Genomic DNA, 25,517 nt, shown 5'->3' on the forward strand with positions numbered 1-25,517 from the left:
TCGACAGCGAAAGGCGGGAGAAGGCACTCTTCTCCCGCCTTTTTCGTTTCCGAGCCGCGCCCATGCCGGACCCGATCCTGCCTGAAGTCCGCCTGCTGCAACCCGGCGATCAATGCCGCCTGTGCCGTTGCGGCCGTTCGGAACGAATGTCCGATTGCCCATCCGACTGCCCCGACGGCCTCAGCCTGACCGCCCGCCGTGAACAGCGCCTGTTGCTCTGCCGTTGCGGCCAGTCCGCGCGGCTGCCCTTTTGCGACGGCAGTCACAGCCCGCCCACCCCCAGCCTCGGTCAACGCTGGCGGCGCTTCTGGAAAGGTGAGTAGGGCTTCACCTTTATCGCCAGATGCACTTTCCCGTGGAGAACGCTTTTGCGCACCATGGGTCCAACTCGCCGTATGTGAACAGCGCCTCGGCAAAATGAAGTCAAAGCGCCATCATTGGTGGCATCATTGCCAGGTATAAGCCCGTCGTTGGATCCACGCGGAGAACCTGATGTACAAGCTGTGTTTCTACGTTCCGGAGAGCCACCTGGAACCTGTGAAAAAGGCCATTTTCGCGGCAGGCGGGGGGCGCATCGGCGCTTATGACAGCTGCTGCTGGCAGGCGCTCGGACAGGGTCAGTTCCGTCCGCTCGAGGGGAGCAACCCCTATCTGGGCCAGACCGGCGCCGTTGAGCATGTGGCCGAATGGAAGGTGGAGATGGTGGTTGCCGACGAGCAGATCCACGATGCGGTCAAGGCGTTGAAGAAGGCACACCCCTACGAGACGCCGGCCTTCGAAGTCTGGCGCCTCTCCGACCTGGTGTTCTGATCAGCGAAACGCCGCCCTGAACGCCCCTGGCGTGCCGCCAATCGCGGCGCGGAAGCGATTGCTGAAGTGGCTGGCGCTGGCGAAGCCGCAGGCCAGGGCGATTTCCCCCAGCGGCAGTTCGGTATCCCGCAACAGCTTGCGCGCCCGTTCCAGGCGGCGCGCCAGCACATACTGGTGCGGCGGCATGCCGAAGCTCTCGCGGAACATCCGCGCGAAGTGATACTCCGACAGCGCCGAGAAGGTCGACAGCTCGCCCAGGCTGATGGGCTCAGCCAGGCGGTTCTCGATGTAGTCCACCAGGCGCCTGCGCAGCGCCGGAGCTAGTCCGCCCTTCAGGCGCAAACCCTCACGCATCCCGGCCTGGGTCAGCAGGCTGTGGTGGATCATTTCGTGAGCCAGGCTGGTGGCCCGCAGACGTTCGCCGGGCTCGCTCCAGTCCAGGTTGATCAATTGATGGAAGTTTCGCGCCTGCTGCGGGTCGTCTAGGAAGGTCCGCTCGCGCAACTGCAGCTCTCGGGGTTCGCGATCCAGCAGGGTCACCGCCGTCTCGGCGAAATGCTCGGCGCTGAAGTAGAGGTGCGCCAGGCGGATTTCTCCATTGATCACCCAGGAGGATTCATGGCCGGCCGGCAGGATGCACAGCTTGTCTGGCGCGCCCTTGGTGTCCGGGCGCTCGCGGCGGAAGGTGCCGGTACCGCCGGCCAGGTAACAGGACAGGGTGTGGACCTTCGGCCCCTGGTAGTCCCTCGCATCGTGATGGTTGCTCCACAGGGCTGCGCCCAGGCCATCGCCCAGCTCCGCACTGTGCTCGAGGCGAGCATGGGGCGAACTGCTGAGGGACTGGAAGACCTGGTTCTGTTCGAGTAGCGACATGGGAAGAGCGGCCGGTGTGCGAATGGGGTTCATCCTAGCGCGCAGGCGTGAGGGCGGGCAGTTCTCCGACGAGATAAGCGCAAGTTTGTGCAAGCGAGTCGAAGGGGGCGGGCGGAGACTGGCCACATCGAAACCGGAGTCGCCGTGATGAACCTGTCCCTTTACCTGCTCACTGTCCTGATCTGGGGCACCACCTGGATCGCCATCAAACTGCAGATGGGCAGCGTCGCCATTCCCGCCTCCATCGCCTATCGCTTCGCCCTGGCCGCCGCCGTGCTGTTCGCCTTCCTGTTGCTCAGTCGCAGGCTGCAGAAGCTCGACGGCCGCGCCCAGATGATCTGCCTGGCCCAGGGCCTGTGCCTGTTCTGCATCAACTTCATGTGTTTCTACACCGCCAGCCAGTGGATACCCAGCGGGCTGATCGCGGTGGTGTTCTCCACGGCCACCTTGTGGAATGCACTCAACGCGCGAATCTTCTTCGGCCAACGCATCGCCCCCAACGTGCTGGCCGGCGGCGCCCTCGGCCTGGCCGGGCTGGCGCTGCTGTTCTGGCCGGAGCTGTCCGGCCACCAGGCCAGCCGCGAGACGCTGCTGGGCCTCGGCCTGGCGCTGCTGGGCACGCTGTGCTTCTCCGCCGGCAACATGCTCTCCAGCCTGCAGCAGAAGGCCGGCTACAGGCCGCTGACCACCAACGCCTGGGGCATGTTCTACGGCGCCTTGCTGCTGGTGCTGGGCTGCCTGGCCAGCGGTACGCCGTTCACCCTCGACCTGAGCCCGCTCTACCTCGGCTCGCTGCTGTACCTGGCGATCCCCGGTTCGGTGATCGGCTTCACCGCCTACCTGACCCTGGTGGGGCGCATGGGGCCGGAGCGCGCAGCCTACTGCACCGTGTTGTTCCCCGTGGTGGCGCTGAACATCTCGGCCTTCGCCGAAGGCTATGCCTGGACGGCCCCGGCGCTGCTCGGCCTGGTGCTGGTGATGGCCGGCAACCTGCTGGTGTTCCGCAAGCCCAAGGCTTCGGTGGCCGCTGCGCCCCTGGGGAGCCGCGCATGAGCCAGCGCGTGGTACGCAGCCGCGAGTTCACCGCCAAGCGTGCCTGGGGTGCGCTGGACATCACCAACCTTGACGGCACCACGGTGCGCCTGCACTGGACCGACCAGCCGTACATCTGGCACGTCAACGACGGCAGCGAAGTCTTCGTGGTGCTCGATGGCGAGGTGGAGATGCGCTACCGCGAAGGCGGCGAGGAGCATGTGGTGCTGCTGGGCGTCGGTGACCTGTTCCATGCCGACCCTGGCTGCGAGCACGTGGCCCGCCCGCGTGGGGCGGCGCGCATCCTGGTGGTGGAGCGCGAGGGCAGCATCTGACGCGGGCTCAGCCGTGCACTGCCCGCGCCAGGCGGCCGGGCGTGTAGCCGTAGGCGCGGTTGAAATGGCGGTTGAGGTGGCTCTGGTCGGCGCAGCCACAGGCCAGGGCGGCCTGTACCGCGGCCTCGCCCGCCAGCAACTGGCGGTGGGCCTTCTGCAACTGGCGTTGCAGGCGGTAGGCGTGGGGCGGCAGGGGGCCGCTGGCCTGGCCTTCGCCCGCGTCGCTGGCCGCGCTGGCGTGGTACGCCTGGGTGCCGACGGCGGTGGGCTTCCTGCTTTGGTACGCCGGCTCGTCGCGTGGCAGCGGCGGCGAGGCGGCCACCTTCACGGCAGTGGCCCCGCTCACGGCGGTGGCGCTGGCTGCCGCGCTGCTGGACGAGCCGCTGGGGCTGTCCCAGGGGCTGGGCGTGGCGGCGGTGATCCTGGCGATCCTGGTGCTGGCGCTGCCGGTTGGGTGGCGCCGGGGTTAGCCGCTGGCCTCGTCGGCCTTCTTCGCCCCGCGCAGGTTCATGGCCGCCAGGCACAGCTGCAGGATGATCAGCGCCCAGGCATGGGCGTGCAGGCCCCAGGCGATCCACAGGGCGTTGCTGGCCAGGAACACCCAGAAGCCGATGTGCCGCCGGGCCGGTGTTTTCGAGCCGATCAGCCAGGCGGCAGCCACGGTGACCAGCATGGCCGGCCATTGCAGCAGGTCGAGGTCGTCCATCGAATCCCCCTAGTTCTCCCTTTTTAGTGAGGCGGGGAGGGCGACGGTTCCAACATTTTTCAGGGCTCCAGGGGCCGGCTGAAGAACAGCGCGACTTCCTCGGGCGCGGTGTCGCGCGGGTCGTAGAGTACGGTGTTCAGCCCGCTGAAGGCGAAGCCGGACTTCTGGTAGAAGCCGATGGCCGGGTGGTTGCTGCTCTGGGTCTCCAGCCACAGGCAGCGCGCGCCGCTGGCACGGGCGAAGTCCACGGCCTGCTCCAGCAGCCGCCGACCCAGCCCCTGGCCCTTGTGGGTCGGTGCGACGAACAGCGCGCTGAGTTCGGCGCTGCGGTTCCAGCCTTCCAGCCGCACGCAGGCGAACCCTGCCAGGCTGCCGTCATCGGTCACGGCGGCCAGGGCGAAGTCGGCGTCCTCCACATCCTCGGCGAACCCTTCAGCGTCGTAGCGCTTGTGGAAGGGTTCCGCGCGGCGCTCCTCCACCATTACAAAGCCGAGTCCTTGCCGCTCCACGCGGTAGAGCAGGTGGGTGTCATAGCCGGCATCGAAGGCGCTCAGGGCGTCGGCGTCGCGGGGCAGTTCGAGGGGGCGCAGGTGCATGGTGGCCGATCCGTTGGGGGAGGTGTTATCGGGGCTGGGGGGCCTATCTGTGGTTTCGCTGATCAGGCCCAGGTAGCGCGCCATCTGGGTCCTTGCAGTCGACACGTACGGTGTACATGTCCTCGTCAGCTGGCGTGAACATACCGTCCTCGAATACGGGTTGCGTGATCTGCGACGAGGACTTCAACCCTGTCGAGTTCCGCCTGAGGAACTCGCAATGAGCCCCGTTCGAACAACTGGGGCTCGATGGTGCCTTCTACGGTCATGTAGGCAGGGCACCCGGTGAGCATCGCAGTAGCCAATATCGTTAGGGCCCTGGTAATGGCCGGTAACGTACGGGTGTTCCGCAAGCCCAAGCCGGTCGTACCGGTGGCTGCAACGGCGGGGCGCTAGCGTAACCGGGCGAATGTCCGCTCCGAAAGCAGCAATGCGGCTAACACCGGATAGCACAGGTAATGGACCAGGAACAGCAGGACGCCCATCGGGCTGGGCGTATCCTGCAATGCCATCATGGCCAGCAGACCGAGGTAGAGCACGCCCAGGATGCCGCCGTAGCCGAGCACGATGCGCCAGCGTTCGCCAGGCGCCGGTGCGCGTTGCTGGATGAAGCGGAAGGCCAGGGCTAGCAGCGTGGCCGTTGCAGTGGCGATCAGCAGGGTGGCGAAGATCCCGCCGATTTTCACGAAACTGCGCAGCAACAGGTTCAGGACGATGGCCAGGACCACGCCGCCGACGGCGTAGCGCATGGGGAGTGACATGATCGTTTCTCGTTGCAGAGGTGGGGAAACTGTAGCCGGATGCGAGCCGGAAGTGGCGACCTGCGCAGTTTCGCGGATTTCATCCGGGCTACAAGAAAAAATCCGCGTCGACCTGTAACGCCAGCGGACGAGCGTTCTCTACTTCTTTGTCCGGCGCAGCAAGCCGGCCAAAGATAACCATCCCGAGGATGCACAAAATGACAACCAAGACTTCCACCACCACCGCTGCCGGCGTCGCCCTGGCCCTCGCCGCTGCTGGTCTGTTCGCCAGCCTGCCGACCCAGGTCATGGCCGAAGAAGCCATGGTGCACTGCTACGGCATCAACGCCTGCAAAGGTCAGAACGACTGCAAGACTGCCAACAACGCGTGCAAGGGACAGGGTGCCTGTAAAGGCCAGGGTTTCAAAAGCACCACGCTGGCCGAGTGCAATTCCGCCGGCGGCAAGGTCGGTCCCTGATGAGGCTGGGGTGGCCTGCGGGCCACCCCGATCCAGGGAGACCTGCCATGCATGAACACCCATCCAGCCTGGGTTTTGGCCTGGGCTTGCGAAGCCAGTATCACCAGGAGGTTCTCGAACGACAGCCCACGGTGGACTGGTTCGAGGTGATCTCCGAGAACTACCTGGTAGGCGGTGGCAAGCCGCTCTACTACCTGGATGCCATTGCCGAGCGCTATCCGCTGGTGATGCACGGGGTGTCGCTGTCCATTGGCGGCCCGCACCCGCTGGACCGCGATCATCTGCTGCAGTTGAAGGCACTTGCCCAGCGCATCCGGCCCCGCTGGGTCTCTGATCATCTTTGCTGGAGCCGTGGCAACGCCCACCAGCTCCATGACTTGCTGCCGCTGCCCTTCACCGAAGAGAGCCTGGCCCATGTGGCCGAACGGGTCCGGCAGGTGCAGGACGTGCTGGGCCGGCCGCTGGTGCTGGAGAACGTTTCCAGTTACCTGCGCTGTGCCGACAGCGAGATGAGCGAATGGGAATTCCTCGCCGCCCTGGTGGACCTCAGCGGCTGCGAACTGCTGTTGGATGTGAACAACGTGTACGTCAGCGCGCGTAACCAGGGATTCGAACCCTGGGACTTCATCCGCGCTCTGCCGAAAACCGCCATCCGCCAGTTGCACCTGGCCGGTCATAGCGACTACGGCCATTATCTGATCGATACCCACGATGCACCGATCAGTGATCCGGTCTGGCAGCTCTACCAGCGCACCCTTGAGCACCTGGGTCCGGTGGCCACCCTGCTGGAGCGTGACGACCACCTGCCGCCTTTGGATGAGCTGCTGGCCGAGTTGGGCAAGGCGCGTGACCTGGCGGACGTCACCCTGGGAAAGGAGGTGGTATGCGCCTGAGCGAATTTCAGCAGCGCTTCGAGGCCTACCTGCTAGAAGAATGCGACCTAGCCGACGCCGAACTGCTCGCAGCCATTCGTGGTGGCCCGGAGCTGGGCGCGCTGGAGGGCTTGCAGATTTACCATCATGCCTACCGCGCGCGGCTGGTCGAGGCGCTGCGTGGCGACTACCCGACACTGCATCACTGGCTCGGCGACGATGAGTTCGAGGCCTTGGCCCACGCCTACCTGCGTGCCCATCCATCCCGGCATTTCAGCCTGCGCTGGCTCGGGGCGAGTCTCGCCGATTTCATCGAGACCTGGCTGGTGCCGGATCAGTCTGCGCCCCTGGCCGAGCTTGCGCGGCTGGAATGGGCCTTCACCCTGGCCTTCGATGCCCCGGCGGATGAGCCGCTGACCCTGGAGCAGATGGCGCATTTGCCTGCTGAAGACTGGCCCGAGTTGCAGCTGGTGCTGGTGCCCAGTGTGCAGCGGGTGCCTTGTCGGCATAACAGCCTGGCCCTGTGGCGGGCGGTGAAGGATGGCCGCGAGTTCCCTGGCAGCGAGCTGCTGGAGCAAGCCGAACTGTGCCTGGTCTGGCGCCAGGGGCTGGTGGGGCAATACCGCAGCCTTGCCGAGCAAGAAGGCCATGCATTGCTGGGCATGGTGGTGCAGGGCTGGAGCTTTGCCGGTCTGTGCGCGGAGCTCGGCGATCCGATGCTGGCGGCTGGCTGGCTGAAACTGTGGATAAGTGAGGGTGTGGTCAGGCGCGCAGGCTGAGTCTGGCGCCGTCCGACCGGCTTTTCCTAGAGTTCGACGCCCAGTCCGAAGCGCTTCTTCAGCACTCGCTCCAGCACGCCTCTTGGCACCCAGCGCGCCAGCAGCGGCAGGGCGCGGCTGCCGTTGCCGATGCGCACCAGCGTCGGGCGTGGTGTGCGTTGCACGGCAGTCAGTAGCGTGCGGGCGAAATCCTCGGCGGACGTGGGGTGGTCCTGGGAGGCGCGAGCGCGGGCGCGAATGCCTTCGCGCACCGGCCACCAAGGGGAATCTTCGGCGATCAGGGCTTCCGCCTCGCGGGTGGCGCTGGCGCCGAAACTGGACGCGATGGCGCCGGGCTGCACTTCCATCAGCTCGATGCCGAAGGGCGACAGCTCCAGGCGCAGGGCATCGGATAGGGCGTGCACTGCAGCCTTGGACGCGCAATAGGCACCGGCGAAGGGCGTAACCAGAACGCCCGATACGCTGCCGATGTTTACCACCAGGCCGCGGCGTTTACGCAGCAGCGGGAAGCAGGCGCGGGTTACATCCACCAGGGCGAAGACGTTGGTGTCGAACTGCTTGCGCAGGGCTTCGACGCCACCATCGAGCAAGGGACCCATGGCGCCGTAGCCGGCATTGTTCACCAGCACATCCAGGCCGCTTTTCTCCCGTTGCAGTCGTTCGGCCAGGGCCCTCACGGCGGCCTGGTCATTCACGTCCAGTTCAATGGCGACGAAGCCGGCGGCTTCCAGTTCGGCAAGGTCCCGTGGTTTGCGGGCGGTGGCCCAGACGTTGTAGCCAGCCGCCTTGAAAGCGTCGGCCAGGGCTCGGCCGATGCCGCTGGAGCAGCCGGTGATCAGGGCGGTGGGAGCGGGCATGGCGAGTCCTTGTGCGCGGAATGTTGGGAGAGGCGAGCATTACTCAGTCGACAAATGTGCCACGCAGATTGGTGGCGCGAAACTCCAGCGATTGGGCTCGATAACCCTGGCGAATGGGCGGCAGGGCGAGGCAGTCCTGCCATTGGGCGCCGGGTTGCAGTTCGGTGGGGCCGAGGTAGCGTGGATGGTCGTAGCTGGGCTGGACCAGGTTGATGGCGTCACCGGGGCGGAAGGCCTGCAACTGCCAGGCGAAGTCACGCAGTACGGCATCGGCTCCGTTGCGCACTGAGATGGCCAGGGGCCGATCGGCCGGGCAACGGTCGTCGAGGCGGAGCTGGATTTCCAGGCGGGCGAAGCGTTGCTCGACCACACGCTCCTGCCACAGTACCCAGGCGGCCACTAGGCCCAGGCCGGCCACAGCGGCCATTGAGAGCGGCAGTGCCTTGGCCGGGTAACGCAGCAGCAGGATGAGCCAGGTCAATATCAGAACGATGCCAATCAGCATGGGAAAACCTCCTTGAGGCCTTCCATGCTAACAAGAGTGCCCATGTCCGCCGAGGGCGATGTAGGAGCCAGCTTGCTGGCGAAAGGTTGCCCCTTCGCCAGCAAGCTGGCTCCTACAGGTCAGCGGGCGATGCTGTGCACGGTGGCCGCCTGCGGGGCGCGACCGTAGACGTCATCCAGACGCTCGATATCGTCCTCGCCGAGGTAGCTGCCCGACTGCACTTCGATGATCTCCAGCGGGATCTTGCCCGGATTGGCCAGGCGGTGCACCGAGGCGATCGGGATATAGGTCGACTGGTTTTCGGTGAGCAGGAACACCTTGTCGTCGCAAGTCACCTGGGCGGTGCCGGATACCACGATCCAGTGCTCGGCGCGGTGGTGGTGCATCTGCAGCGAAAGCTGCGCGCCGGGCTTGACGGTGATGTGCTTGACCTGGAAGCGACCACCCATGTCCACCGAATCGTACGAGCCCCAGGGGCGGTATACGGCGCAGTGATTCTGGGTTTCGCTGCGGCCGTCGGCGTCCAGCTTGTTGACCAGCTTCTTCACGTCCTGCACGCGGTCCTTGTGGGCGATCATCATGGCGTCCTTGGTCTCGACCACGACCACATCGTCCAGGCCGATCACCGACACCAGCTTGCCGTTGCCATGCACCAGGCAGTTGTGGCTGTCCTGGACCACCACATCGCCCTTGGTGACGTTGCCATCGGCATCCTTCTCATGCACGTCCCAGATCGAGCTCCAGCTGCCCACGTCGTTCCAGCCGGCATCGAGCGGAACCACGCAGGCGCGGGCGGTCTTCTCCATCACCGCGTAGTCGATGGAGTTGTCCGGGCAGCAGGCGAAGGTGGCCGAGTCGATGCTCACCGCGATGCCGTCGCGCTTGCTGCGTTCCAGGGCCAGCAGGCAGGTGTCGTAGATATCCACCTCGTGGTGCTTGAGCTCTTCCAGGAAGCGGCTGGCGCGGAACAGGAACATGCCGCTGTTCCAGAAGTAGTCGCCGGACGCGACGTATTGGCGCGCCAGTTCTTCGTTGGGTTTCTCGACGAATTCGGCGACGCGGCTGATGCCTTCCGGCAGCACGCCGTCGGATTTGCTGCGGATGTAGCCGTAGCCAGTTTCCGGGCGCTCGGCGGGTACGCCGAAGAGCACCATCTCGCCCTTGTCGGCGGCACTGGCGGCCAGTGCCAGGGCCTTCTGGAAGGCAAGTGGGTCGCGCAGCACATGGTCAGCCGGGAGTACCAGCATCAGCTCGTCGCGGCCCTCGGCAACCAGTTGCATGGCGGCGATGGCCACGGCTGGCGCGGTGTTACGGCCGAAGGGCTCCAGCAGCATGGCTTGGGGCTGCAGGCCGATGGCATCGAGCTGCTCCTGCACGATAAAACGGTGATCCTGGTTGGCCACCAGCACGGCCGGTTGCATGCCTTCGAAGTCCAGGCGCTGAAGGGTTTGCTGGAACAGGGTCTGTTCGCCGGTGAGGGCGAGAAACTGCTTGGGGTACTGCTTGCGCGAGAGAGGCCAGAGGCGAGAGCCGCTACCGCCAGAGAGGATCACGGGAATCATGGTGTTTCTCCTAGAACTGTCATGGGTTGAGGCGCTGCTTCCATCGATCACATTTCGTTGACCTTGCCGCGTGAGCCGTAGGGTGGGCTTCAGCCCACGTCCCCGGCCGCCGGTGGGCTTAAGCCCACCCTACGCGGAGCGATCCCTTCGGATCGTCTCGGCCATTTCTTTCCCGCCCTCTGCGGGGCAGGTAGGTACCGGCGTGGTTCAACCCGCGCCGGTTGTCACTTCGTTGCGGCTCAGGACTCCACCGGGCGCTTGACCCAGACCGGGGAGAGCTTGCTGCCGCTGCCGGTGATGTAGAGGCAGACCACCTCGCCGCGCTGTAGCGAGACGGGTTTGAGGTCACTGACTTTCTTGTCACCGTCGAACAGGGCGAGGCCGACTTTCACCGGGTTGATCTCGCGCTCGCCGCGGCCTTGCGGGGCGACGTCCTCGACTACCGGGGTCTTGCCGTCGGCGGTCTTGAGGGTGAGCTTGGCGTCGGACAGGTTCTGCACGCGCAGCAGGGCTTTCTGCTTGTTTCTGAAGGGGGGCTCTTCGACCAGTTGCGGGTTCTGGCCAGTCTGGTTGACCAGGGTGTAGTAGCGGTCGGCCTCCAGCTTCACCGAGAGGCTGCTGCCGCCCACCTGGGCGCTGTAGTTGCCGGCCGGGAGGAACTTGAAGTCGCTGGAGCCCAGCGGCGGGACGTCGGTCAGCGCGGTATTGCCGACGTTGACGCTGAGCTCGCTGCTGCCGGCGTTGTAAGCGCGGACGAAGGCGGACCCCTTGGGCGCCTGCGGGCCGTACAGGCCGCCTTCATCGGCCTGGGCCTGCAGCGCGCCGAGACCCAGCACCAGGGCGCAGGCATAAGACGTCCAGCTGCGGTTGTTCTGTCGGTTCATGAGGTGTACCTCCATCTTCTCTCTTGATCGGGCCGCTGACGGCCCTGCGTTCCCCTTGCGGGGGATTTCTCAGTTGCCCGAGCGCGAGGCCAGGCGTTCATCGGTGCCTGTGCCTTTGCGCAGGCCGGCGACCCATTCGGGGTCGAATTCGGACAGGTCGCTCAGCATCGGCAGGTAGCGTTCCGGGAACTCCCAGATCACCAACTGCGGCGGGGCATCCTTCAGCTCGTCACTCTTGAGGTACTTGAGCATCGGCAGGATCGGCCCATGGCCGTCCTCGGCGTGGTTGACCAGGTCGCGCTGCAGGGCTTGGCGCAGGGCGCCGGCGAAGTTCCACTTGTCGTTGGCGCTGTAGCTGGTACCCACCAGCACCACGGGCACTTCGCTTTCGGCAAACAGGGCATCAGCGCCGGCGTCTCCCGCGTCATCGTTGCGGGTGGCGCGCTTCTGCAACTGGTCCGGCGCCGGCATCAGGTTTTCGAACAGCGGGTCCAGCGGCAGGAAGCGCGTCAGGTCACCCTTGTAGGTATCCACGCCCTCGGCTTCGGTCACGTATTGCTGCGGCGTACCGCGCAGGGTCATGGCCTGGCCAATGGCTTGTCCCAGGCGGCCGGCGACCACTTCGGCGCCCAGCGGCGTCCAGTGGGTGTCGGTGCGCAGGAAGACCTGGCCCTGATTCTTGGCGTCTTCGAGGGTGGCAAGCAGGTCGGGGGCGATGATTCCGGCCTTGCGCGCTGCGCCGCGGAAGCGCTCGTAGAGGTCCTGACGCAGGGCGGAGGGGGTGGCTTCGCCGACATACTCGGGATAGAGGCGCGACTTCGCCGGGACGATGGCCAGCATCAGCTCGACGTTGTGTCGCGCCAGCTCGTCGCGAACGCCCTGGATCAGTGCCAGGTTCTCGCGCATGTGGCGGCTGCCATCGGCGACCGGGTCGAACTCTTCATCCGAGAAGAGCCAGCCGTCCTGGCCAATGACCACACCCTGGCGGCCTTCGCCGAACAGCTTGTAGTCCACCAGGGCCCAGAGGTTGGTGCCCAGCTGCTTGACCGGGAATTCCTCGTCGTAGCGTTTCTCGAAGGCCAGGGCCAGCTTGCCGTCCAGCACGCTGGTTTCCTTGGCTACGGAAAAGCCGAAAACCACGCGCATGGACCACAGGCAGAGGGCCAGCAGCAGGCCGCAGAACAACAGGATGTAGAGCAGGTTCAGGGTTCTGTTCATGGTCGGCTCCACTCAGAACTGGAAGTACAGGAAGGGCGAGAAGCTCTGCGCCGAGAGCTTCAGCACCGAGGCGGCGAACAGCAGGAGCACGGCAGCGTGGAAGGCCAGGGCGCCAACCTGCAGGCGAGCGCGGGGCAGGGCGGCGCTGCCGTCGGCATTGATGGCGATGCCGTCGTCGTCTTCGCGGGCACGGGCCTTGGGCGCGCCGGCCAGCGGCTGGGCGTAGAACTGGCGGATACCGCAGATGGCCAGCACCAGATAGGCCAGCACCAGGGTGGCGATCTGCAGGCTGGTGAGCTGGGCGCGGTTGAGCTCGGAAAGCTGCCAGTCACCGAAGCTGAACATGGCGGCGTACATGCGCCAGGCGACGTCCAGGTTTTCGGCGCGGAAGATCACCCAGCCGATCACCACCAGCAGGAAGGTGAAGGCCCACTTCAGCGGGTTGATCGCCCGTGGCGCGGCGTTCACGCCCAGGGCGCGCTCGATGGCCAGCCAGGCACCGTGCCAGGCGCCCCAGATGATGTAGGTGAAGTTGGCGCCGTGCCACAGACCGCCCAGCAGCATGGTGAGGAACAGGTTGCGGTAGGTCTGGAAGGTGCTGCCACGGTTGCCGCCCAGGCTGATGTACAGGTAGTCGCGCAGCCAGGTGGAGAGGCTGATGTGCCAGCGCCGCCAGAACTCGGTGATGGACTGGCTGATGTAGGGCTGGTTGAAATTCTCCATGAAGCGGAAGCCCATCATCAGGCCGAGGCCGATGGCCATGTCGCTGTAGCCGGAAAAATCGAAGTACAGCTGTGCGGTATAGGCCAGCGCGCCGAGCCAGGCGTCCCCCGTGGTCGGGTCGGACAGGGCGAAACAGTGGTCGGCGATGGGCGCGATGCTGTCGGCGATGAACACCTTCTTGATGAAGCCCTGCATGAAGCGCGTGCAACCCTCGGCGAACTTGTCCACCGTGTGGGAACGGTGGTTGAACTGGTCCACCAGGTCCTTGAAGCGCAGCACCGGGCCGGCGATCAGGTGCGGGAAGATCGCCACGAAGGCCGCGAAGTCCACCAGGTTGCGGGTGGCGGGCGTGTCGCCGCGGTACACGTCGATGATGTAGCTGATCGACTCGAAGACGTAGAAGGAGATCCCGATCGGCAGCAGGATGTGCGTGAGCACGAAAGGCTCCATGCCGAAGGAGGCGATGATGGCATTAAGGCTGTCGACGCCGAAGTTGGCGTACTTGAAGTAGCCGAGGACGCAGAGGTCCACCGCCACGCCGAGGAGCAGCCATTTCTGCGCCGTTTTCGTGCGCACCCCGGCTGCGCCGATGCGCAGGCCGATCCAGTAGTTGAACACCGTCACCGCAGCGAACAGTGCCAGGAAGTCGATGCGCCACCAGGCGTAGAAGATGTAGCTGGCGACCAGCAACAGCAGGTTTCGATAGCGTGTCCCGACCAGGTAGTACAAGCCGAGGAAGATCGGCAGGAACAGGAACAGGAACACGTTGGAAGAAAAGACCATCCGAGTCTCTCCAGTGAACGTTTGATTTCAATCCCGCCACGTTGGGCGGGGGCGTCATTTCTCCCCTCTCCCTTTGGGAGAGGGGGGTGTCGCTAACTCCCACCCTCCTTCTCCGGATGGAATACCTGGGTCACATTCCCGCCGAGGCGGAAGGTCTTGTAGGGGCCCATCTGGTCCTTCCACGCGAGGGTTTTGGCCGAGCAGGCGTAGAGCGAGCACCAGGGTTCGAGCCAGGAGAACTTGGCGTGCTTTTTCAGCTCGCTCATGTCCTGGTCGTCACCGGTTTTATCAATGAAGGCTTCCTGGTCATTCACGCCGGCGATGACGTTCTCGCCAAGGCGGCGCAGGGCACCGTCGTTCTCTTCGCGCAGGTCCACGCCGTTGGCCTGGGCGAAGCTGGCAACCATGGCGAGCGGAGGCAGGCTGTAGTTGTGATAGGCCAGCGCGCGTTGCTTGCGCTTGAGTTCGTTGGGCAGGAAACCGTCATGGTCCACCTGGCCTGCGGCCACGCGGAACTGCGCCACCGACCAGTCGAAGAGGTCCTGGCGATTGGTCGCCACGGCGGAGGCCATCACCGACCAGGCGGCCCAGTAGGAGTGGTTGTTGATCTTCTTCAGTGGCAGGCCGCTCCAGTCATGCACCACCTGATCGGCCAGGCGCGAGAACCAGGACTCGATCACCTGGGTCTGGACGCGGTAGGGCGCCAGCGGCTGCGATTCGGAGAACTTCAGGCGCAGGTAAGCCGAGGCCATGCTGCCCAGCGCCCATTTGCGCATCGACTTGCCGGTGTGGTTGTACTCCGTGCTCAGCAGGGCGTTGGCCTGGGCCCAGTTGCCCAGCCACTGCAGGGTGCATTCGAGCTGGGTGCGCTGACCCTTGCGCATGTATTCCATGACCATCTTGCTGACGCCGCGCTCCATCTCGGTGATGGCGGCGGTCTTCTCGCGGAAGGCTTTCTCCGCCGTCGGATTGAGCGTGGCGCGTGCCTTGTCGGAGCCCTCGTACTTGCTGCGGAATTCCAGTTTGGCGGTGTAGGGCGCTGGCGGCGCCTTACAGGTGCCTGCAGACTTGGCGTCGATATCCACAGGGGCGTAGTAGCCCCTGGGCGGAACCAGGTCGGCGGCGTGGCTTTGCCCTGCGAGCAGGATGCCGGCGAAGAGGGGAGCGATCAGCCAGGGTCGTTTCATGGATTCCTCCTTCCTCATTCGGCCTTGGCCGTGAGGTTGTCCCCGCCCTTGCCGGGACGTGCGCAGACGCTCACCTCGACGCTGAGGTCCGGGGGCATCTGTTCGGGGCTGTGGATTTCCAGGGCGAGCAGGTTCAGGTCGGCCCAGTCCGGGTCGTTGCGCAGCTCGAAGACGTAGCGGCCGCCGGTGTCGACGCGGTCGCTCTGTTCCAGCTTGAAGTTCTCGCGGCGGCCATTGAGGTACCAGATGGTGGCCTTGGACTCGTGCACCGACGGGTCGCTGAAGGTCAGGTCCACCTGGTAGTCGCGCCCGCGCAGGTCTCGCAGGGCCGAGCCCTTGCCGTTGACCAGCACTTCGTTGGCACCGGGGTGCAGTTTCATCTTGTTCTTCAGCGCAACCGGACGGCCCTCGCAGCCGTTGTTCACCAGTGGGACCGCCTGGCGGTAGAAGCTCTTCTGCGCCATGTCGTAGTGGGTGGCGAATTCCCAGATCAGCACCTTGGGCGGGTTCTCGTGGAACTCCTTGCTGCTCATGTACTGCAGCAGGGCACTGTCGAAGCCGCCGCCGCTGACCGCCATGTTGAGTACTTCGGCGCCGCTGTGCTGCTGCAGGAAGCCGGCAAAGTTGTAGGCCGGGCCGCTGTTACTGGTGCCTACCAGGGTGACCTGCGGATTGGACTCATCGCCGAACAGGCTGTCGCCGCCGTCGCCTGCCGCTTCGGTCTCGAAGCGGTCGACGTACTGGGTGGCGTAGGTGGTGCCGCAGAGCTGGCCGGCGGTCTTGTGCAGGGTGCCGGCCTTGGGCAGCAGGCCAACCACCTTGCTCTGGAAGTCCTTCTTCGGGATGTCGTTGAAGCCGGGGATCTGCTTCAGGGTTTCGGCCACCAGCCTGGCGGTTCGCTCGGCGCCGGCCGGCGTCCAGTGGTGGTCCGCCTTGAAGTAGTAGTCGGTGCCCACGCCCTGCTCATCGAACAGTGGCGAGAGGTCGGTGGCCCAGATACCGGCCTTGCGGAACTGCTCCACGGCGGCGAGATAGTTCTTCTTCGCCAGGTCGTAGTTGAAGTGGCGCTTCTCTTCCGGTGTGAGTTTCTCGCGATTGATCAGGCCACGGGTGGGCTGGTAGACCACCATCAGCTCGACGCCCTTGGCTTTCAGCGCATCGCGCAGGCGACGGAATTGGCTCCAGCCATAAGGCGTGGTGCCGAAGTCGGTACGCAGGTCGTACTGGGTGCGGAACAGCCAGTCGTCCTGACCCTGCACGAGGGTGGTGAAGAAGCTCAGGTACTTGGTGTTGTAGGTGGCCGGGTTCTGCGCCACAGCGCAGAGCGGACCGGTGCGTTGCACGCTGTATTCGGGAGCCGCTTGTGTGCCCTGGGCGGCGGCCAGCAGGGCGGCGGCCAGGGCGGAGGGGGCGAACCAGTAGCGGGAAAGTCTTTGCATGATCTCGTACCTCAATCCTGGAGTTCGGCCTGGCTTTCGACGGGGTCGATCAGCACCGCCTGTTTGCGGCGCACCATCAGGTCGAGGATTTCGTCCTGCTTTTCACCGAGGATGCCGGCGAAGCTGATGCCGGTGGATTTGCTCGGGGCGAGCAGCTCCACGCGGTACAGCTCGACCGACAGGGGCGAGTCGATGGAGAGGGGGCTGGAACCGTTGCCGGCGAGCTTGCCGCCCACCAGGATCATCGAGACCTTGGTATCGAAGGGGTCGAGTTCGATGTTCCGGTCGGTGTCGGAGAGGTCCTTGATGTGGCCATACACACCGGTCAGGCCGTTGGCAGCCGAGAGGTTTTCGTACAGGCGGATGTTCACGCTGTTGCGCACGCGGATGCCGTGGCGCTGGTTGCTGAGGATCTTGTTGCCCCAGAGCAGGTTGTTCGAGCTTTCGTAGATCGTTATGCCGTCGGCGTGGTTCTGGTACACCTCGTTCCAGGCCACGAGATTGTTCACCGAGTTACGGTCGATCACGATGCCCGAGAGCTTGTTGTCGTAGCTCTTGTTGTGGACGATCCAGCTGTCGTCCACCTCACGGGAAATGATGATGCCGTGCTTCTTCCTGGTCCCGTGCACGGTGTTGTGGGCGATGATCAGACCGTGGGATCGGTCGTGCGGGTCGATGCCGTAGACGATGTTGTCGCGGTAGGTGTTGCCCTTGATGACCACATCGGCCGCTTCGAAGCAGTAGAAGCCGTACCAGTGGTCGACGAACTCCGAGTCCAGCAGCCAGCCGGTGGGGGCCCGGCGCTTCAGGCGCGCGGCCTGGCCCGGGGTGTACTGGGTGATGGAGACGCCGTAGGACTTGGAGTTGTCGTAGCCCAGGCTGGTGACCTTGCTGCCGACGATATACAGCTCGCTGCCACCCCAGGACACCAGGAACGGGCGGAACTCCTCGGGCTTGCGGAACCAGGCGGGGGATTTGTCCTTTTCACGCCAGGCGGTGAGCTGGCTGCCGGTGATGAACAGCTTGCCATCGTTGACCAGGAAGGCGCCGCGTTCCTGCGAGAGGCGGAAGTCCTTGGTTTCCTTGCCGACCTGCAGGCTCGCACCCTGGGCCACCACGACGGGCAGGCGGGCGATGTAGACGCCCGGCTCGGTCTCGCTGAACTGGCTGTCCGGCAGGGCTTTCGCCAGGTCCGCCGGGGTCACGTAACCGCCCTCTACGAAGATCGCCTGGGGCATGCCTTGCTGGCGCTTGACCCATTCACGCAGACGCTCGTCGCCGCCGATGAAGTCCTTGAGCGCGTCCTGCTGGAGCATGCGTCTGACCACCACGCGGCCGCGGGTGTTGCGATCGATCTTCGCTTCCACCGCCGCCAGGGTGTAGCCGGAGAGGTCCGGCAGTTTCGGCGTCTCCAGATGCAGCTGCTCCACCGGCGCGGTGGACACCGTGTAGTTCTTGATCGGCTTCAGTTCCTGGGTCAGCTCCGCGCCCTGCACCCAAGGCGCGGCCATCTGCAGGGCGCCGAGCATGACGCCGCCCACCAGCAATGTGGTTCCCATGCCACGTTTCATGGCTGTTCCTCCGTTGCGCCGGATGTCCATCAGAAGCGCCAGATGAAATCGACGAAGGCGCGGTGCATCAGCGAGTCGGTGCCGCTGCCATAGGCATCGCCCGGCTTGAACACGCCGCCACGCAAACGCACCAGGGCCGAGCGCTCGTCCAGGTGTTCGGCCATGGAGGCGGGCAGCAGGCCCTGTTTGAAGTACTTGGTGACCACCAGGTCCATCTCCTGGCCGATGTCTTTCTCGCCGTCTTCCAGCGGCGCGATGATTCCGCTCTGGCCGACGTCCTGGTTGTCGTCCACACGCCAGAAACGGTGGTAGACGACGCTCGCGTCGTAGTCTTCACCCAACTGCCAGGAGGTGAAGGCGGTCGCCACTTGCAGGTTGCTCAACTCGCCACGGAAGGCTTCGCCGAAGCGGTGCATGCGGGCTTCGGTACCGGTGAAGTTGGAGCGGTTGCTCTCCAGCCCGGTCTGGCGGAATTGCTCGGAGCTGTCGTCGTCGCCACCACCGCTGCCGCGGGCATAGGCACCGCCGACTTTCCACTGGTCATCGATGTTCCAGCGCAGGCCGAGGTCGATCGCCCAGGCGTCCACATCGACATTGCGCGAGCCGGCGGCGAAGGCCTGGTCGCCCACGGCGGACTGCTGCAGTTCGTCCACATCGCCGGTCAGCCAGGTGGCCTGCGCCCAGTAGTTCAGGGGTTGGGTGGAGCGGCGATCGAAGAAGCCGCCATCGGCTTCCAGGCCCAGCCAGGTCAGGTCGCCGGTGGTGCGTTTATCCAGTTCATCGACTTCTTCGCCCACGTTGGGCAAGTCGCCGTTGTCGCGGCTGTGGTGCAGCTTGGCGCCGACCCAGTGGCCCGGGCGCCATTGGGTGGAAATGTCGCCGAAGAAGTGCTGGCGATCTTCGTCTTCCGGGGCCAGTTCGTCGATGTCGGTGCGGTACTCGCTGAAGCGCTCGGCGACGCCGGCATGAGCGCGCAGCAGGGTGGTATCGAAGCTCCAGCGCAAGGCTTCGATGTTGGTGTCCCACCAGGTGCCTTCCTCGCTGCGCACGCGCTGGCGGCCGAAGCGCAGGTGCTCGCCCGGGTAGGCGGTGAGGCCGCCGTAGTCGACCCAGAACTCGCGCATCGCCAGGTAGCTCTTGTCCGGCTCGCGACCATTGTTGCGCTGGCCGGCGTCGGCTTCGATGTCGCCGGACTCCAGGGTGTCGGTTTCGACGATATCGGTGGCGGTGACCGCCTGGCCCATGGCGAAGGCGCTCCAGTCGCCACGTTCGCCATAGACCCAGGGACGCAGGTCGAGACCGATGCCATTGACATCGCCCCCGTCGCGGGTGCCGAGGTCACGGTCGTCTTCCGATTGGGCGGTGATCTTCACGTCCAGGCCGAAATTCCTGCCCTCGGGCTGGGCGGCGTGGGCGATGCTCGCGGCCAGCAGGGACAGGCCCAGGCCGGCGCGAATCCAGGGTTTGGTGTTCATCGTCAGTACGTGTCCTTATTGGGTCTGCATGGCTTGCATCTGGGCGGCGTCGGTCGCCGTCGCACCGCGCACCTGGCGCTCTTCGCGCAGCAGTTGCTCGGCGCGGGCACGCTCGGCCGGGGGCAGTTGCTGTTCCACGCGTTGCGCCAGCTCCAGGGCCTGCGGAGTGTTCTTGGGCAGGGCGAGCTGGCTGAAGACGTAGGCGTTGACCAGGTTGGGCTGGATGCCCTTGCCCTGGGCGTACATCTGGCCGAGGGCGAAGTCGGCATTGATCTGGCCGTTGCGAGCGGCGCTGAGCAGGTGCTCCAAGGCCTTGTCCGGGGCGATGTCGCCCAGGTAGCCGCGCAGGTAGATCTGGCCCAGCAGGTAGTTGGCGCTGGGCTCGGTGGGTGCGGCCTTGAGCAGGTGCTCTTCGGCCTTGCGCGGGTCCAGGGGGACCAGCTTGCCCTCGTAGTAGAGGCGACCCATCAGCAGTTCGGCGCGGGGCAGGGACGCGGCGCGGCCCTTTTCCAGGTAACCCAACATCTGCTCGGTATCACCGAGCGCCGGGTACTCGTAGAGCAGCTTGGCCAGGCTGACCCAGGCGGCGGGATAGGCCGGGGCCAGCTCCTCGAGCATCGCCTGGGCCTTGCCTTCGTCGGGCTTACCGAGTTCGGCATCGGCGAGTACCTGGGCCACCGACTCCACGCGCTGGGCGGGGATGCGCCCGGCGTGGTAGCCGGACATCAGGCCATCCAGCAGTTTCTGCTGGGCGTCAGCCTTGCCTTGCTTCTGGTAGACCGTGGCCAGCTCGACGTAGCAGACGTCGGCCAGGGTCAGACTGCGGGTGCAGATCTGCTCGATCTCGCCCAGGTGCTGATCGTAGGTGCCCTGGGTGCGATAGAAGAGAATTTGCGCCAGCTCGGCCTGGGTGTGTCCTTCGGCGCGCCATTGGGCGATGCGTGCGGGCACGTTCACGGAGGGGAAGTCCTGCGGGTACTGCAGGTAGAGCATCACCAGCGGCAGCAGGCTGTTTTCCTCACCCGCAGCGAAAGACTCCTCCAGCAGTTGCGCGGTCTCGCGGCGCTCCGCCTGGCTCAGCTCGGTCTTGCGCGCCAGCAGCTTGCCCAGGCGCGCCTTGGCGCGCGGTGACTGGTCCATGGCCTGGCGGTAGGTCTGCTCGGCCTTGGCGAGTTGCTCGGGGTCGCCGCTGGCCACCTGCAGGTCGGCCAGGCCGACCGCGGCATCGGCGTAGCCAAGCTCGGCCAGTTGGCGGAAATTCTGCTCGGCGGTGGCGCTGTCACCGCGCTTCAAGGCTTCGCGGGCGAGGCGTTCGTCGGGCAGCCCGGAGCAACCGGCCAGGGCGATAGCCGCAGCCAGCAGCAGGACAGGGGGGGCGTGATGGGCCATGGCGGTGCCCTCCTCAGAAGCCGGCCGCCAGGGCACGGTCGATCAGCCAGTCAAGGGACGGGCCGCGATCGATGCTGACTTCCACCGGCTGGCCGGCGAGGCTGCTGGGCAGCGGCTCGTCGGGCTGGACGGTGGCGCGGATGTCGGCGGACATGCTGCCGTCATGCAGGTTGCTGCTGAGGATCTTGCCGTGGCGCACCTGGTCTTCGCCGGCCACCTGGAAGGTGACGCGAGCGCCTGGCTTGGCCTGGGCGATGTTGCGGAAGGGGAAGCGCGCCTGCACGGTGGCCTGGGTGTCCTGGGGCACCAGTTCGAAGATCACGTCGCCTTTGCTGGCGAACTGGCCATCGGCCACGAGCTGGCGGGCGATCTTGCAGTTGCAGGGGCTGGTGAGCGTGCCCTTCATCTGCTTGCCGAAGAGTTCTTCGACATTGCGCGGCGACAGTTGAGCGTCTGTCAGGTGACCTTTGAGCATTTCCAGCATGGTGGCGCTGAAGGACGCGATAGGGGCGCCTTTCTCGACGCTGGCATCCGGGCCGACCAGACTCTGCACGGTACCTTCGCGCGGCATGGTGACCTGCATGGAGGGCACCGCGACCATGGCCGAGTCGGCATGGGTGACGAAGTAGAGGCCGTAGAGGGACTTGGTGATGTACGCAAAGGCGCCGACGCCGATGACGAAGATGCCGAGGCTGAAGCTGACGGCCTTCAGGCGGCCCAGGGCGCCCATACCGCCGCCGGACCCGGCTTTGCGCGGCTTGGTGAAGTTCTCGCGCTGCAGGGTGTTGAGCAGGTCGCCGGCGCTGACCAGTTCGCCGGAAAGGTGCGAGCTGATCAGGTAGCGCAGAGTGGCGATGTCGCGCGGTTGCAGGTTGTGGAAAACGCAGCCGATGCGCTCGTTGCGGGTGTCCACGGCGCGTACCTGGAACTCCACGTCCAGGCCCAGGCTGAGGCCGTCGATCTGGAACATCAGGCGGCCTTTGTGGTGGTCGCCGACATTGGCGCCTGCGCGGCCAGCGGTAAAGGCGAAACCGCCGGCGGAAACGTCCAGCAGCGACGCCTCGAAGCGTTCGCCACGGGCGATGTAGCGGACTTTGCCCGGGATCTTCACCCGCGCATGCTGGCGCTGGGCTTCGGATTCATGCACCACATTGAGATTGACGGCTGTATTCATGGCTTCGATTCCTGTCAGGTTCCTTGTGCTCACACGATCGCCAGCAGCGTGGCGATGAATACGCTGGTTGCGGAGAAGGTCATGGCGCGTGAGGACCAGGTGTTGAACCAGCGCGAGAAGCTGGCGAGGTCACGGTTGAGCTTGGTGTTCTGGCGGGTCCAGGACTGCTGGTCGAGGCGGAAGAAGACGTAGATCTTCACCAGCGCTCCGACGATTTGGTTGTAATAGAGGATCAGCGGATAGGCCGGCCCGATCCGGTGCCCGGTGATGCTGAGCAACAGGGTCAGGACGAAGCGGGTGAGGCCGATCCACAGCAGGTACACCAGCAGATAGGCGATGCTGTACTTCAGGCTGGCGATGATGGCCACGGCCAGGCCCAGCAGGCAGGTCCACATCGACGCGCGCTGGTCGGCCAGCACCACGGTGGTAAACCAGCCGAGGCGATGCGGACCGAGCGCCAGGGCGCGGGAGTTCTGCCGCAGGTTGTTGCCGTACCAGCGGAACATCAATTTGCGGCTGGCCTTGATGAAGCTCTTCTCCGGCGGGTGCTCAACCGTGTTGATCGCGGCGTCCGGTACATAGAAGGTGTCGTAGCCCAGGCGCATCAGGCTGTACCAACTGGATTTGTCGTCACCGGTGAGGAACTGGAAACGCCCCAGGCGCCAGTGGTCCAGGTGGTCGCTTTCCACGTCGGCGATGAAGTCCGGGTCAGTCACTACCTGGGCGCGGAACACCGACATGCGGCCGGTCATGGTCAGCACGCGCTTGGAGAGCGCCATCGAGCACATGTTGAGGTGGCGCTGGGCGAAGCGCAGCTTGTGCCACTCGCTCATGATGTAGCTGCCGCGCACCTCGCAGAACTCATTGGTAGTCAGCCCGCCGACATTCGGGAAAAGCTTGAACCAGGGCACGGTCTTCTTCACCACGCCTTCGGCCAGCACGGTGTCGCCGTCGATGACCGCCACGACCGCGTTGCTGTCGGGCAGTTGCCGGGAGATGGCGCGGAAACCGTAGGCCAGGCCATCGCGCTTGCCGGTACCGGGAATGCGCACGAAGTCCAGCTTGACCCGCGAAGGCGGTGCGAGCTTGGTCCAGAGGTTCTTCACCAGCAGCTCGTCGGACAGCTCGACGATGGAGCAGACCACAGTGGTCGGATAGCCGCAGTCGATGGCTTCCTGGATCACCGAGCGGTAGACCATGGCGGTGGTCAGCGCCTCGATGCGGAAGCTCGTCACCATCAGGAAAACGTGGGACGGGTCGGCCGCGTTGCCGAGCTTGGCCAGGCGCCGCTTGTACCAGGGGTAGACGACGTAGAGGAACAGCGTGCCGCGCACGAAGTGCAGGGCGCCCATGGAGTAGCGCCAAATGCCCACCGCCCCGATCAGCAGCAGGAAGTGCTTGGAGTCGGGGTCGAACACCGACTTGGGCAAAGCCAGTGCCAGCAGCATCAGCGCGATGAGGTAGAACAGCCAGCCCGAGGCTTCGAGCAGGCCATGCTTGATCTTGTCCATAGAATCGTCCTGGGCTCGTTGCGGATGCCCCCTTCCCTAGGGAAGGGGGCAGGGCGCTTACCAGCAGATCCCCTCGGCGTTGCCTTGGGTGCCCTTTGGCATGAAGCCCACCAGGTCGATCACCTGCTTGCCGGCCGGGGCCCGTTGGGCCAGCGGCGCAAACAGTTCGTCACGGTTGCCCAGGACGATGATGTCGGCCTTGTCGACCACCGAGTCGAAATTGCTGTCCAGCAGCGACGACACGTGGGGGATCTTCGACTCGATGTAGTCCTTGTTGGCGCCGTGGACGCGGGCGTACTCGACGTTGCGGTCGTAGATGCTGAGGTCGAAACCCTTGCCAATCAGCATCTCGGCCAGCTCCACCAGCGGGCTTTCACGCAGGTCATCGGTACCCGCCTTGAAGGACAGGCCGAGCAGGGCGACCTTGCGCTTGTCGTGGCCGGAGATGATGTCGAACGCCTTCTGCACCTGGCCGGCGTTGCTGCGCATCAGCGAGCCGATCAGCGGGGAGTCCACGTCCAGCGAGGTGGCGCGGTAGTTCAGCGCACGCACGTCCTTGGGCAGGCAGGAACCGCCGAAGGCGAAGCCGGGGCGCATGTAGTACTTGGACAGGTTGAGCTTGTTGTCCTGGCAGACCACGTCCATCACTTCGCGGCCATCGACGCCAACGGCCTTGGCGATGTTGCCGATTTCGTTGGCGAAGGTGACCTTGGCTGCGTGCCAGACGTTGCAGGTGTACTTGATCATCTCGGCCACCTCGATGTCCTTGCGGATGATCGGGGCGTCGAGTTCGCGGTACAGGGTCTCGAGTACGTCGCCAGCGGCCTTGTCCAGCTCACCGATGACGGTCATGGGCGGGAAGTCGTAGTCCTTGATCGCGGTGCTTTCGCGGAGGAACTCGGGGTTCACCGCCACGCCGAAGTCGACGCCGGCCTTCTTGCCGGAGCAGTCTTCGATGATCGGGATCACCACGTTCTTCACGGTGCCCGGCAGCACGGTGCTGCGCACCACCACGGTGTGGCGCTCCGCCTTGTCGCGCAGGGCGAAGCCGATCTCGCGGCAAACGCCTTCGATGTAATCCAGGGACAGGTCACCGTTCTTCTTGCTCGGGGTGCCGACGCAGATGAAAGACACCTGGGTTTCACGCACCGCACCGGCAACATCGGTGGTGCCGCGCAGGCGGCCGGTTTTTACGCCTTGTTGAAGAAGTTCTTCCAGACCCGGTTCGACAATGGGCGATTTGCCATTGTTGATCAGGTCGATCTTGGTCTGAGAAACGTCGACGCCGACAACTTCATGACCACGAGCAGAGAGGCAGCCGGCGCACACTGCACCAACATAGCCCAAACCGAAGATGCTGATTCGCATCGTATTCACCTCGTCCTTTCAGCACGCTGTTTAATATGTGACGTTAGTGTCACGTCCGTTTGCACTGTTATGTCGCAACTGCAACTTTTCAGTGCACAGGCATGATTAATACCGGACGCCAAAGTTAGGGCGCCTGAACTGGGCATGTCGTTACGCTTGCCCGGGTAGAGTCCTGAGCTGATCGCCGCAAGGGCTCTGGCTCGTTGGTTTTGTCCAGTAGGTCGAGTTTGTTGCGCTTCTCCTTAATCAACTTATTTGGTTTTCACCAGATAAAAACTACCCCTCGGCTGTGTGCCGATAGTTACCAAGGCAGTTTGAGATCACACCGAAATATGGTGTGAAGAATTAAGTCACGGGGGTATGAGTGTCCGTCTTTTCGGATAGTTCCTACCGTTCGTCCCTGAATTTGCTTATTGCAGTTTTTTGACTACGCCCCATGTCTGCTCGGTGGCATTCTCAGAGTTGGCTTGCTTGGGAAAAGTTCCAGATAGTGCAAATTGCAGGTTTTCAGTGATTGCATTTTGCAAGTTGGCCACTATAAGTACGCATGTTTGCCAGCATTAAAGTGGTATGTATGCCGGCCATATGATCTTGAAGTGATATTGGAAGCTGCAGTGGCAATTACGTGGCACGCAGCTTGATTGGCGTGCGC

The 25,517-nt window shown here is 64.6% G+C and carries 27 protein-coding genes; 8 read left to right on the forward strand and 19 right to left on the reverse strand.

All coding sequences use genetic code 11. The annotated features are described in order from the left end of the window. Positions 1-62: 62 nt before the first annotated feature. Complete coding sequence (locus E8F20_RS23315; RefSeq protein WP_280285856.1) at positions 63-323, forward strand: CDGSH iron-sulfur domain-containing protein; 261 nt, start codon at positions 63-65, stop codon at positions 321-323. Positions 324-492: 169 nt separating this feature from the next. Beyond that, a complete protein-coding gene (locus tag E8F20_RS23320; protein WP_280285857.1) occupies positions 493-810 on the forward strand; it encodes a YqfO family protein in 318 nt (105 codons plus the stop codon). Here E8F20_RS23320 and E8F20_RS23325 read toward each other — a convergent pair whose 3' ends face one another. Continuing rightward, a complete protein-coding gene (locus E8F20_RS23325; RefSeq protein ID WP_280285858.1) occupies positions 811-1,683 on the reverse strand; it encodes an AraC family transcriptional regulator in 873 nt (290 codons plus the stop codon). A gap of 147 nt (positions 1,684-1,830) precedes the next feature. Between E8F20_RS23325 and E8F20_RS23330 the strand changes: the two genes are divergently transcribed. Together E8F20_RS23330 and E8F20_RS23335 are read left to right on the forward strand one after the other, a co-directional pair. Further along, positions 1,831-2,736, forward strand: a complete 906-nt coding sequence (locus E8F20_RS23330) for a DMT family transporter (RefSeq protein ID WP_280285859.1) — start codon at positions 1,831-1,833, stop codon at positions 2,734-2,736. After that, positions 2,733-3,050 (forward strand): cupin domain-containing protein, encoded by a 318-nt coding sequence (locus tag E8F20_RS23335; RefSeq protein WP_280285860.1) that lies wholly within the window; start codon positions 2,733-2,735, stop codon positions 3,048-3,050. Before E8F20_RS23330 ends, E8F20_RS23335 begins: the two co-directional genes overlap by 4 nt. A gap of 7 nt (positions 3,051-3,057) precedes the next feature. Here E8F20_RS23335 and E8F20_RS23340 read toward each other — a convergent pair whose 3' ends face one another. Beyond that, complete coding sequence (locus tag E8F20_RS23340) at positions 3,058-3,396, reverse strand: helix-turn-helix domain-containing protein (protein ID WP_280285861.1); 339 nt, start codon at positions 3,394-3,396, stop codon at positions 3,058-3,060. On the opposite strand from E8F20_RS23340, the gene E8F20_RS23345 reads away from it, so the two are divergent. After that, complete coding sequence (locus E8F20_RS23345) at positions 3,284-3,520, forward strand: EamA family transporter (protein WP_348529641.1); 237 nt, start codon at positions 3,284-3,286, stop codon at positions 3,518-3,520. The genes E8F20_RS23340 and E8F20_RS23345 overlap by 113 nt on opposite strands. On the opposite strand, the gene E8F20_RS23350 is transcribed toward E8F20_RS23345, so the two are convergent. The 3 genes from E8F20_RS23350 to E8F20_RS23360 form a co-directional block, all read right to left on the reverse strand. Then, positions 3,517-3,756, reverse strand: coding sequence for a hypothetical protein (locus tag E8F20_RS23350; RefSeq protein ID WP_280285863.1), 240 nt, complete (start codon positions 3,754-3,756; stop codon positions 3,517-3,519). The genes E8F20_RS23345 and E8F20_RS23350 overlap by 4 nt on opposite strands. A gap of 59 nt (positions 3,757-3,815) precedes the next feature. Further along, positions 3,816-4,352, reverse strand: a complete 537-nt coding sequence (locus tag E8F20_RS23355) for a GNAT family N-acetyltransferase (RefSeq protein ID WP_280285864.1) — start codon at positions 4,350-4,352, stop codon at positions 3,816-3,818. Positions 4,353-4,741: 389 nt separating this feature from the next. Continuing rightward, a complete protein-coding gene (locus E8F20_RS23360) occupies positions 4,742-5,110 on the reverse strand; it encodes a hypothetical protein (protein ID WP_280285865.1) in 369 nt (122 codons plus the stop codon). A gap of 197 nt (positions 5,111-5,307) precedes the next feature. Here E8F20_RS23360 and E8F20_RS23365 point away from each other — a divergent pair, with 197 nt between their 5' ends. Genes E8F20_RS23365 through E8F20_RS23375 form a run of 3 tightly spaced genes read left to right on the forward strand, consistent with a single transcriptional unit; the run spans position 5,308 to position 7,219 of the window. Then, positions 5,308-5,568 (forward strand): hypothetical protein, encoded by a 261-nt coding sequence (locus E8F20_RS23365; RefSeq protein WP_280285866.1) that lies wholly within the window; start codon positions 5,308-5,310, stop codon positions 5,566-5,568. 47 nt (positions 5,569-5,615) lie between these two features. Beyond that, entirely contained in the window at positions 5,616-6,461 is an 846-nt protein-coding gene (locus tag E8F20_RS23370) for a DUF692 domain-containing protein (RefSeq protein WP_280285867.1), read from the forward strand. After that, positions 6,452-7,219: a DNA-binding domain-containing protein gene (locus E8F20_RS23375; protein ID WP_280285868.1), complete on the forward strand. Its 768-nt coding sequence runs from the start codon at positions 6,452-6,454 to the stop codon at positions 7,217-7,219. Before E8F20_RS23370 ends, E8F20_RS23375 begins: the two co-directional genes overlap by 10 nt. A 26-nt stretch (positions 7,220-7,245) precedes the next feature. On the opposite strand, the gene E8F20_RS23380 is transcribed toward E8F20_RS23375, so the two are convergent. The 14 genes from E8F20_RS23380 to algD all read right to left on the reverse strand — a co-directional run bounded on the left by E8F20_RS23380 (position 7,246) and on the right by algD (position 24,865). Then, positions 7,246-8,076, reverse strand: a complete 831-nt coding sequence (locus E8F20_RS23380) for an SDR family oxidoreductase (protein WP_280285869.1) — start codon at positions 8,074-8,076, stop codon at positions 7,246-7,248. Positions 8,077-8,119: 43 nt separating this feature from the next. Further along, positions 8,120-8,581 carry a multidrug transporter gene (locus tag E8F20_RS23385; RefSeq protein ID WP_280285870.1) on the reverse strand — a complete coding sequence of 154 codons (462 nt, stop codon included), beginning with the start codon at positions 8,579-8,581 and terminating at the stop codon, positions 8,120-8,122. A 119-nt stretch (positions 8,582-8,700) separates the two neighbouring features. Beyond that, a complete protein-coding gene (locus E8F20_RS23390) occupies positions 8,701-10,143 on the reverse strand; it encodes a mannose-1-phosphate guanylyltransferase/mannose-6-phosphate isomerase (protein WP_280285871.1) in 1,443 nt (480 codons plus the stop codon). A gap of 239 nt (positions 10,144-10,382) precedes the next feature. Next, positions 10,383-11,027: an alginate O-acetyltransferase AlgF gene (locus tag E8F20_RS23395; RefSeq protein ID WP_280285872.1), complete on the reverse strand. Its 645-nt coding sequence runs from the start codon at positions 11,025-11,027 to the stop codon at positions 10,383-10,385. A 69-nt stretch (positions 11,028-11,096) separates the two neighbouring features. After that, a complete protein-coding gene (locus E8F20_RS23400) occupies positions 11,097-12,245 on the reverse strand; it encodes an alginate O-acetyltransferase (RefSeq protein ID WP_280285873.1) in 1,149 nt (382 codons plus the stop codon). A 12-nt stretch (positions 12,246-12,257) separates the two neighbouring features. Then, on the reverse strand, positions 12,258-13,751 hold the full coding sequence (locus tag E8F20_RS23405) for an MBOAT family protein (protein WP_280285874.1): 1,494 nt from the start codon (positions 13,749-13,751) through the stop codon (positions 12,258-12,260). Between the two features lie 92 nt (positions 13,752-13,843). Next, entirely contained in the window at positions 13,844-14,938 is a 1,095-nt protein-coding gene (locus E8F20_RS23410) for a mannuronate-specific alginate lyase (RefSeq protein WP_280285875.1), read from the reverse strand. A gap of 14 nt (positions 14,939-14,952) precedes the next feature. Beyond that, positions 14,953-16,377, reverse strand: coding sequence for an alginate biosynthesis protein AlgX (locus tag E8F20_RS23415; RefSeq protein ID WP_280285876.1), 1,425 nt, complete (start codon positions 16,375-16,377; stop codon positions 14,953-14,955). An 11-nt stretch (positions 16,378-16,388) separates the two neighbouring features. Continuing rightward, positions 16,389-17,888 (reverse strand): mannuronan 5-epimerase AlgG, encoded by a 1,500-nt coding sequence (gene algG / locus E8F20_RS23420; RefSeq protein ID WP_280285948.1) that lies wholly within the window; start codon positions 17,886-17,888, stop codon positions 16,389-16,391. A gap of 89 nt (positions 17,889-17,977) precedes the next feature. Continuing rightward, positions 17,978-19,423, reverse strand: a complete 1,446-nt coding sequence (locus tag E8F20_RS23425; RefSeq protein ID WP_280285877.1) for an alginate export family protein — start codon at positions 19,421-19,423, stop codon at positions 17,978-17,980. 15 nt (positions 19,424-19,438) lie between these two features. Then, positions 19,439-20,812, reverse strand: a complete 1,374-nt coding sequence (algK, locus tag E8F20_RS23430; protein ID WP_280285878.1) for an alginate biosynthesis TPR repeat lipoprotein AlgK — start codon at positions 20,810-20,812, stop codon at positions 19,439-19,441. 13 nt (positions 20,813-20,825) lie between these two features. After that, positions 20,826-21,986, reverse strand: coding sequence for an alginate biosynthesis protein Alg44 (locus tag E8F20_RS23435; protein ID WP_280285879.1), 1,161 nt, complete (start codon positions 21,984-21,986; stop codon positions 20,826-20,828). Positions 21,987-22,015: 29 nt separating this feature from the next. Continuing rightward, a complete protein-coding gene (gene alg8, locus E8F20_RS23440; RefSeq protein ID WP_280285880.1) occupies positions 22,016-23,497 on the reverse strand; it encodes a mannuronan synthase in 1,482 nt (493 codons plus the stop codon). A 57-nt stretch (positions 23,498-23,554) separates the two neighbouring features. Further along, the gene (gene algD / locus E8F20_RS23445; RefSeq protein WP_280285881.1) at positions 23,555-24,865 is read right to left on the reverse strand and encodes a GDP-mannose 6-dehydrogenase; all 1,311 of its coding nucleotides are present in this window, start codon (positions 24,863-24,865) and stop codon (positions 23,555-23,557) included. Between the last annotated feature and the right edge of the window lie 652 nt (positions 24,866-25,517).

This window comes from Pseudomonas sp. BN415, from assembly GCF_029871195.1.
GTDB classification, from domain to species: Bacteria; Pseudomonadota; Gammaproteobacteria; order Pseudomonadales; family Pseudomonadaceae; genus Metapseudomonas; species Metapseudomonas resinovorans.

Bases quoted from the DNA above. Each gene is read 5' to 3' on its own strand.
- E8F20_RS23315 (WP_280285856.1), top strand. From the start codon at position 63: ATGCCGGACCCGATCCTGCCTGAAGTCCGCCTGCTGCAACCCGGCGAT.
- E8F20_RS23320 (WP_280285857.1), top strand. From the start codon at position 493: ATGTACAAGCTGTGTTTCTACGTTCCGGAGAGCCACCTGGAACCTGTG.
- E8F20_RS23325 (WP_280285858.1), bottom strand. From the start codon at position 1,683: ATGTCGCTACTCGAACAGAACCAGGTCTTCCAGTCCCTCAGCAGTTCG.
- E8F20_RS23330 (WP_280285859.1), top strand. From the start codon at position 1,831: ATGAACCTGTCCCTTTACCTGCTCACTGTCCTGATCTGGGGCACCACC.
- E8F20_RS23335 (WP_280285860.1), top strand. From the start codon at position 2,733: ATGAGCCAGCGCGTGGTACGCAGCCGCGAGTTCACCGCCAAGCGTGCC.
- E8F20_RS23350 (WP_280285863.1), bottom strand. From the start codon at position 3,756: ATGGACGACCTCGACCTGCTGCAATGGCCGGCCATGCTGGTCACCGTG.
- E8F20_RS23355 (WP_280285864.1), bottom strand. From the start codon at position 4,352: ATGCACCTGCGCCCCCTCGAACTGCCCCGCGACGCCGACGCCCTGAGC.
- E8F20_RS23360 (WP_280285865.1), bottom strand. From the start codon at position 5,110: ATGTCACTCCCCATGCGCTACGCCGTCGGCGGCGTGGTCCTGGCCATC.
- E8F20_RS23365 (WP_280285866.1), top strand. From the start codon at position 5,308: ATGACAACCAAGACTTCCACCACCACCGCTGCCGGCGTCGCCCTGGCC.
- E8F20_RS23370 (WP_280285867.1), top strand. From the start codon at position 5,616: ATGCATGAACACCCATCCAGCCTGGGTTTTGGCCTGGGCTTGCGAAGC.
- E8F20_RS23375 (WP_280285868.1), top strand. From the start codon at position 6,452: ATGCGCCTGAGCGAATTTCAGCAGCGCTTCGAGGCCTACCTGCTAGAA.
- E8F20_RS23380 (WP_280285869.1), bottom strand. From the start codon at position 8,076: ATGCCCGCTCCCACCGCCCTGATCACCGGCTGCTCCAGCGGCATCGGC.
- E8F20_RS23385 (WP_280285870.1), bottom strand. From the start codon at position 8,581: ATGCTGATTGGCATCGTTCTGATATTGACCTGGCTCATCCTGCTGCTG.
- E8F20_RS23390 (WP_280285871.1), bottom strand. From the start codon at position 10,143: ATGATTCCCGTGATCCTCTCTGGCGGTAGCGGCTCTCGCCTCTGGCCT.
- E8F20_RS23395 (WP_280285872.1), bottom strand. From the start codon at position 11,027: ATGAACCGACAGAACAACCGCAGCTGGACGTCTTATGCCTGCGCCCTG.
- E8F20_RS23400 (WP_280285873.1), bottom strand. From the start codon at position 12,245: ATGAACAGAACCCTGAACCTGCTCTACATCCTGTTGTTCTGCGGCCTG.
- E8F20_RS23405 (WP_280285874.1), bottom strand. From the start codon at position 13,751: ATGGTCTTTTCTTCCAACGTGTTCCTGTTCCTGTTCCTGCCGATCTTC.
- E8F20_RS23410 (WP_280285875.1), bottom strand. From the start codon at position 14,938: ATGAAACGACCCTGGCTGATCGCTCCCCTCTTCGCCGGCATCCTGCTC.
- E8F20_RS23415 (WP_280285876.1), bottom strand. From the start codon at position 16,377: ATGCAAAGACTTTCCCGCTACTGGTTCGCCCCCTCCGCCCTGGCCGCC.
- algG (WP_280285948.1), bottom strand. From the start codon at position 17,888: ATGGCCGCGCCTTGGGTGCAGGGCGCGGAGCTGACCCAGGAACTGAAG.
- E8F20_RS23425 (WP_280285877.1), bottom strand. From the start codon at position 19,423: ATGAACACCAAACCCTGGATTCGCGCCGGCCTGGGCCTGTCCCTGCTG.
- algK (WP_280285878.1), bottom strand. From the start codon at position 20,812: ATGGCCCATCACGCCCCCCCTGTCCTGCTGCTGGCTGCGGCTATCGCC.
- E8F20_RS23435 (WP_280285879.1), bottom strand. From the start codon at position 21,986: ATGAATACAGCCGTCAATCTCAATGTGGTGCATGAATCCGAAGCCCAG.
- alg8 (WP_280285880.1), bottom strand. From the start codon at position 23,497: ATGGACAAGATCAAGCATGGCCTGCTCGAAGCCTCGGGCTGGCTGTTC.
- algD (WP_280285881.1), bottom strand. From the start codon at position 24,865: ATGCGAATCAGCATCTTCGGTTTGGGCTATGTTGGTGCAGTGTGCGCC.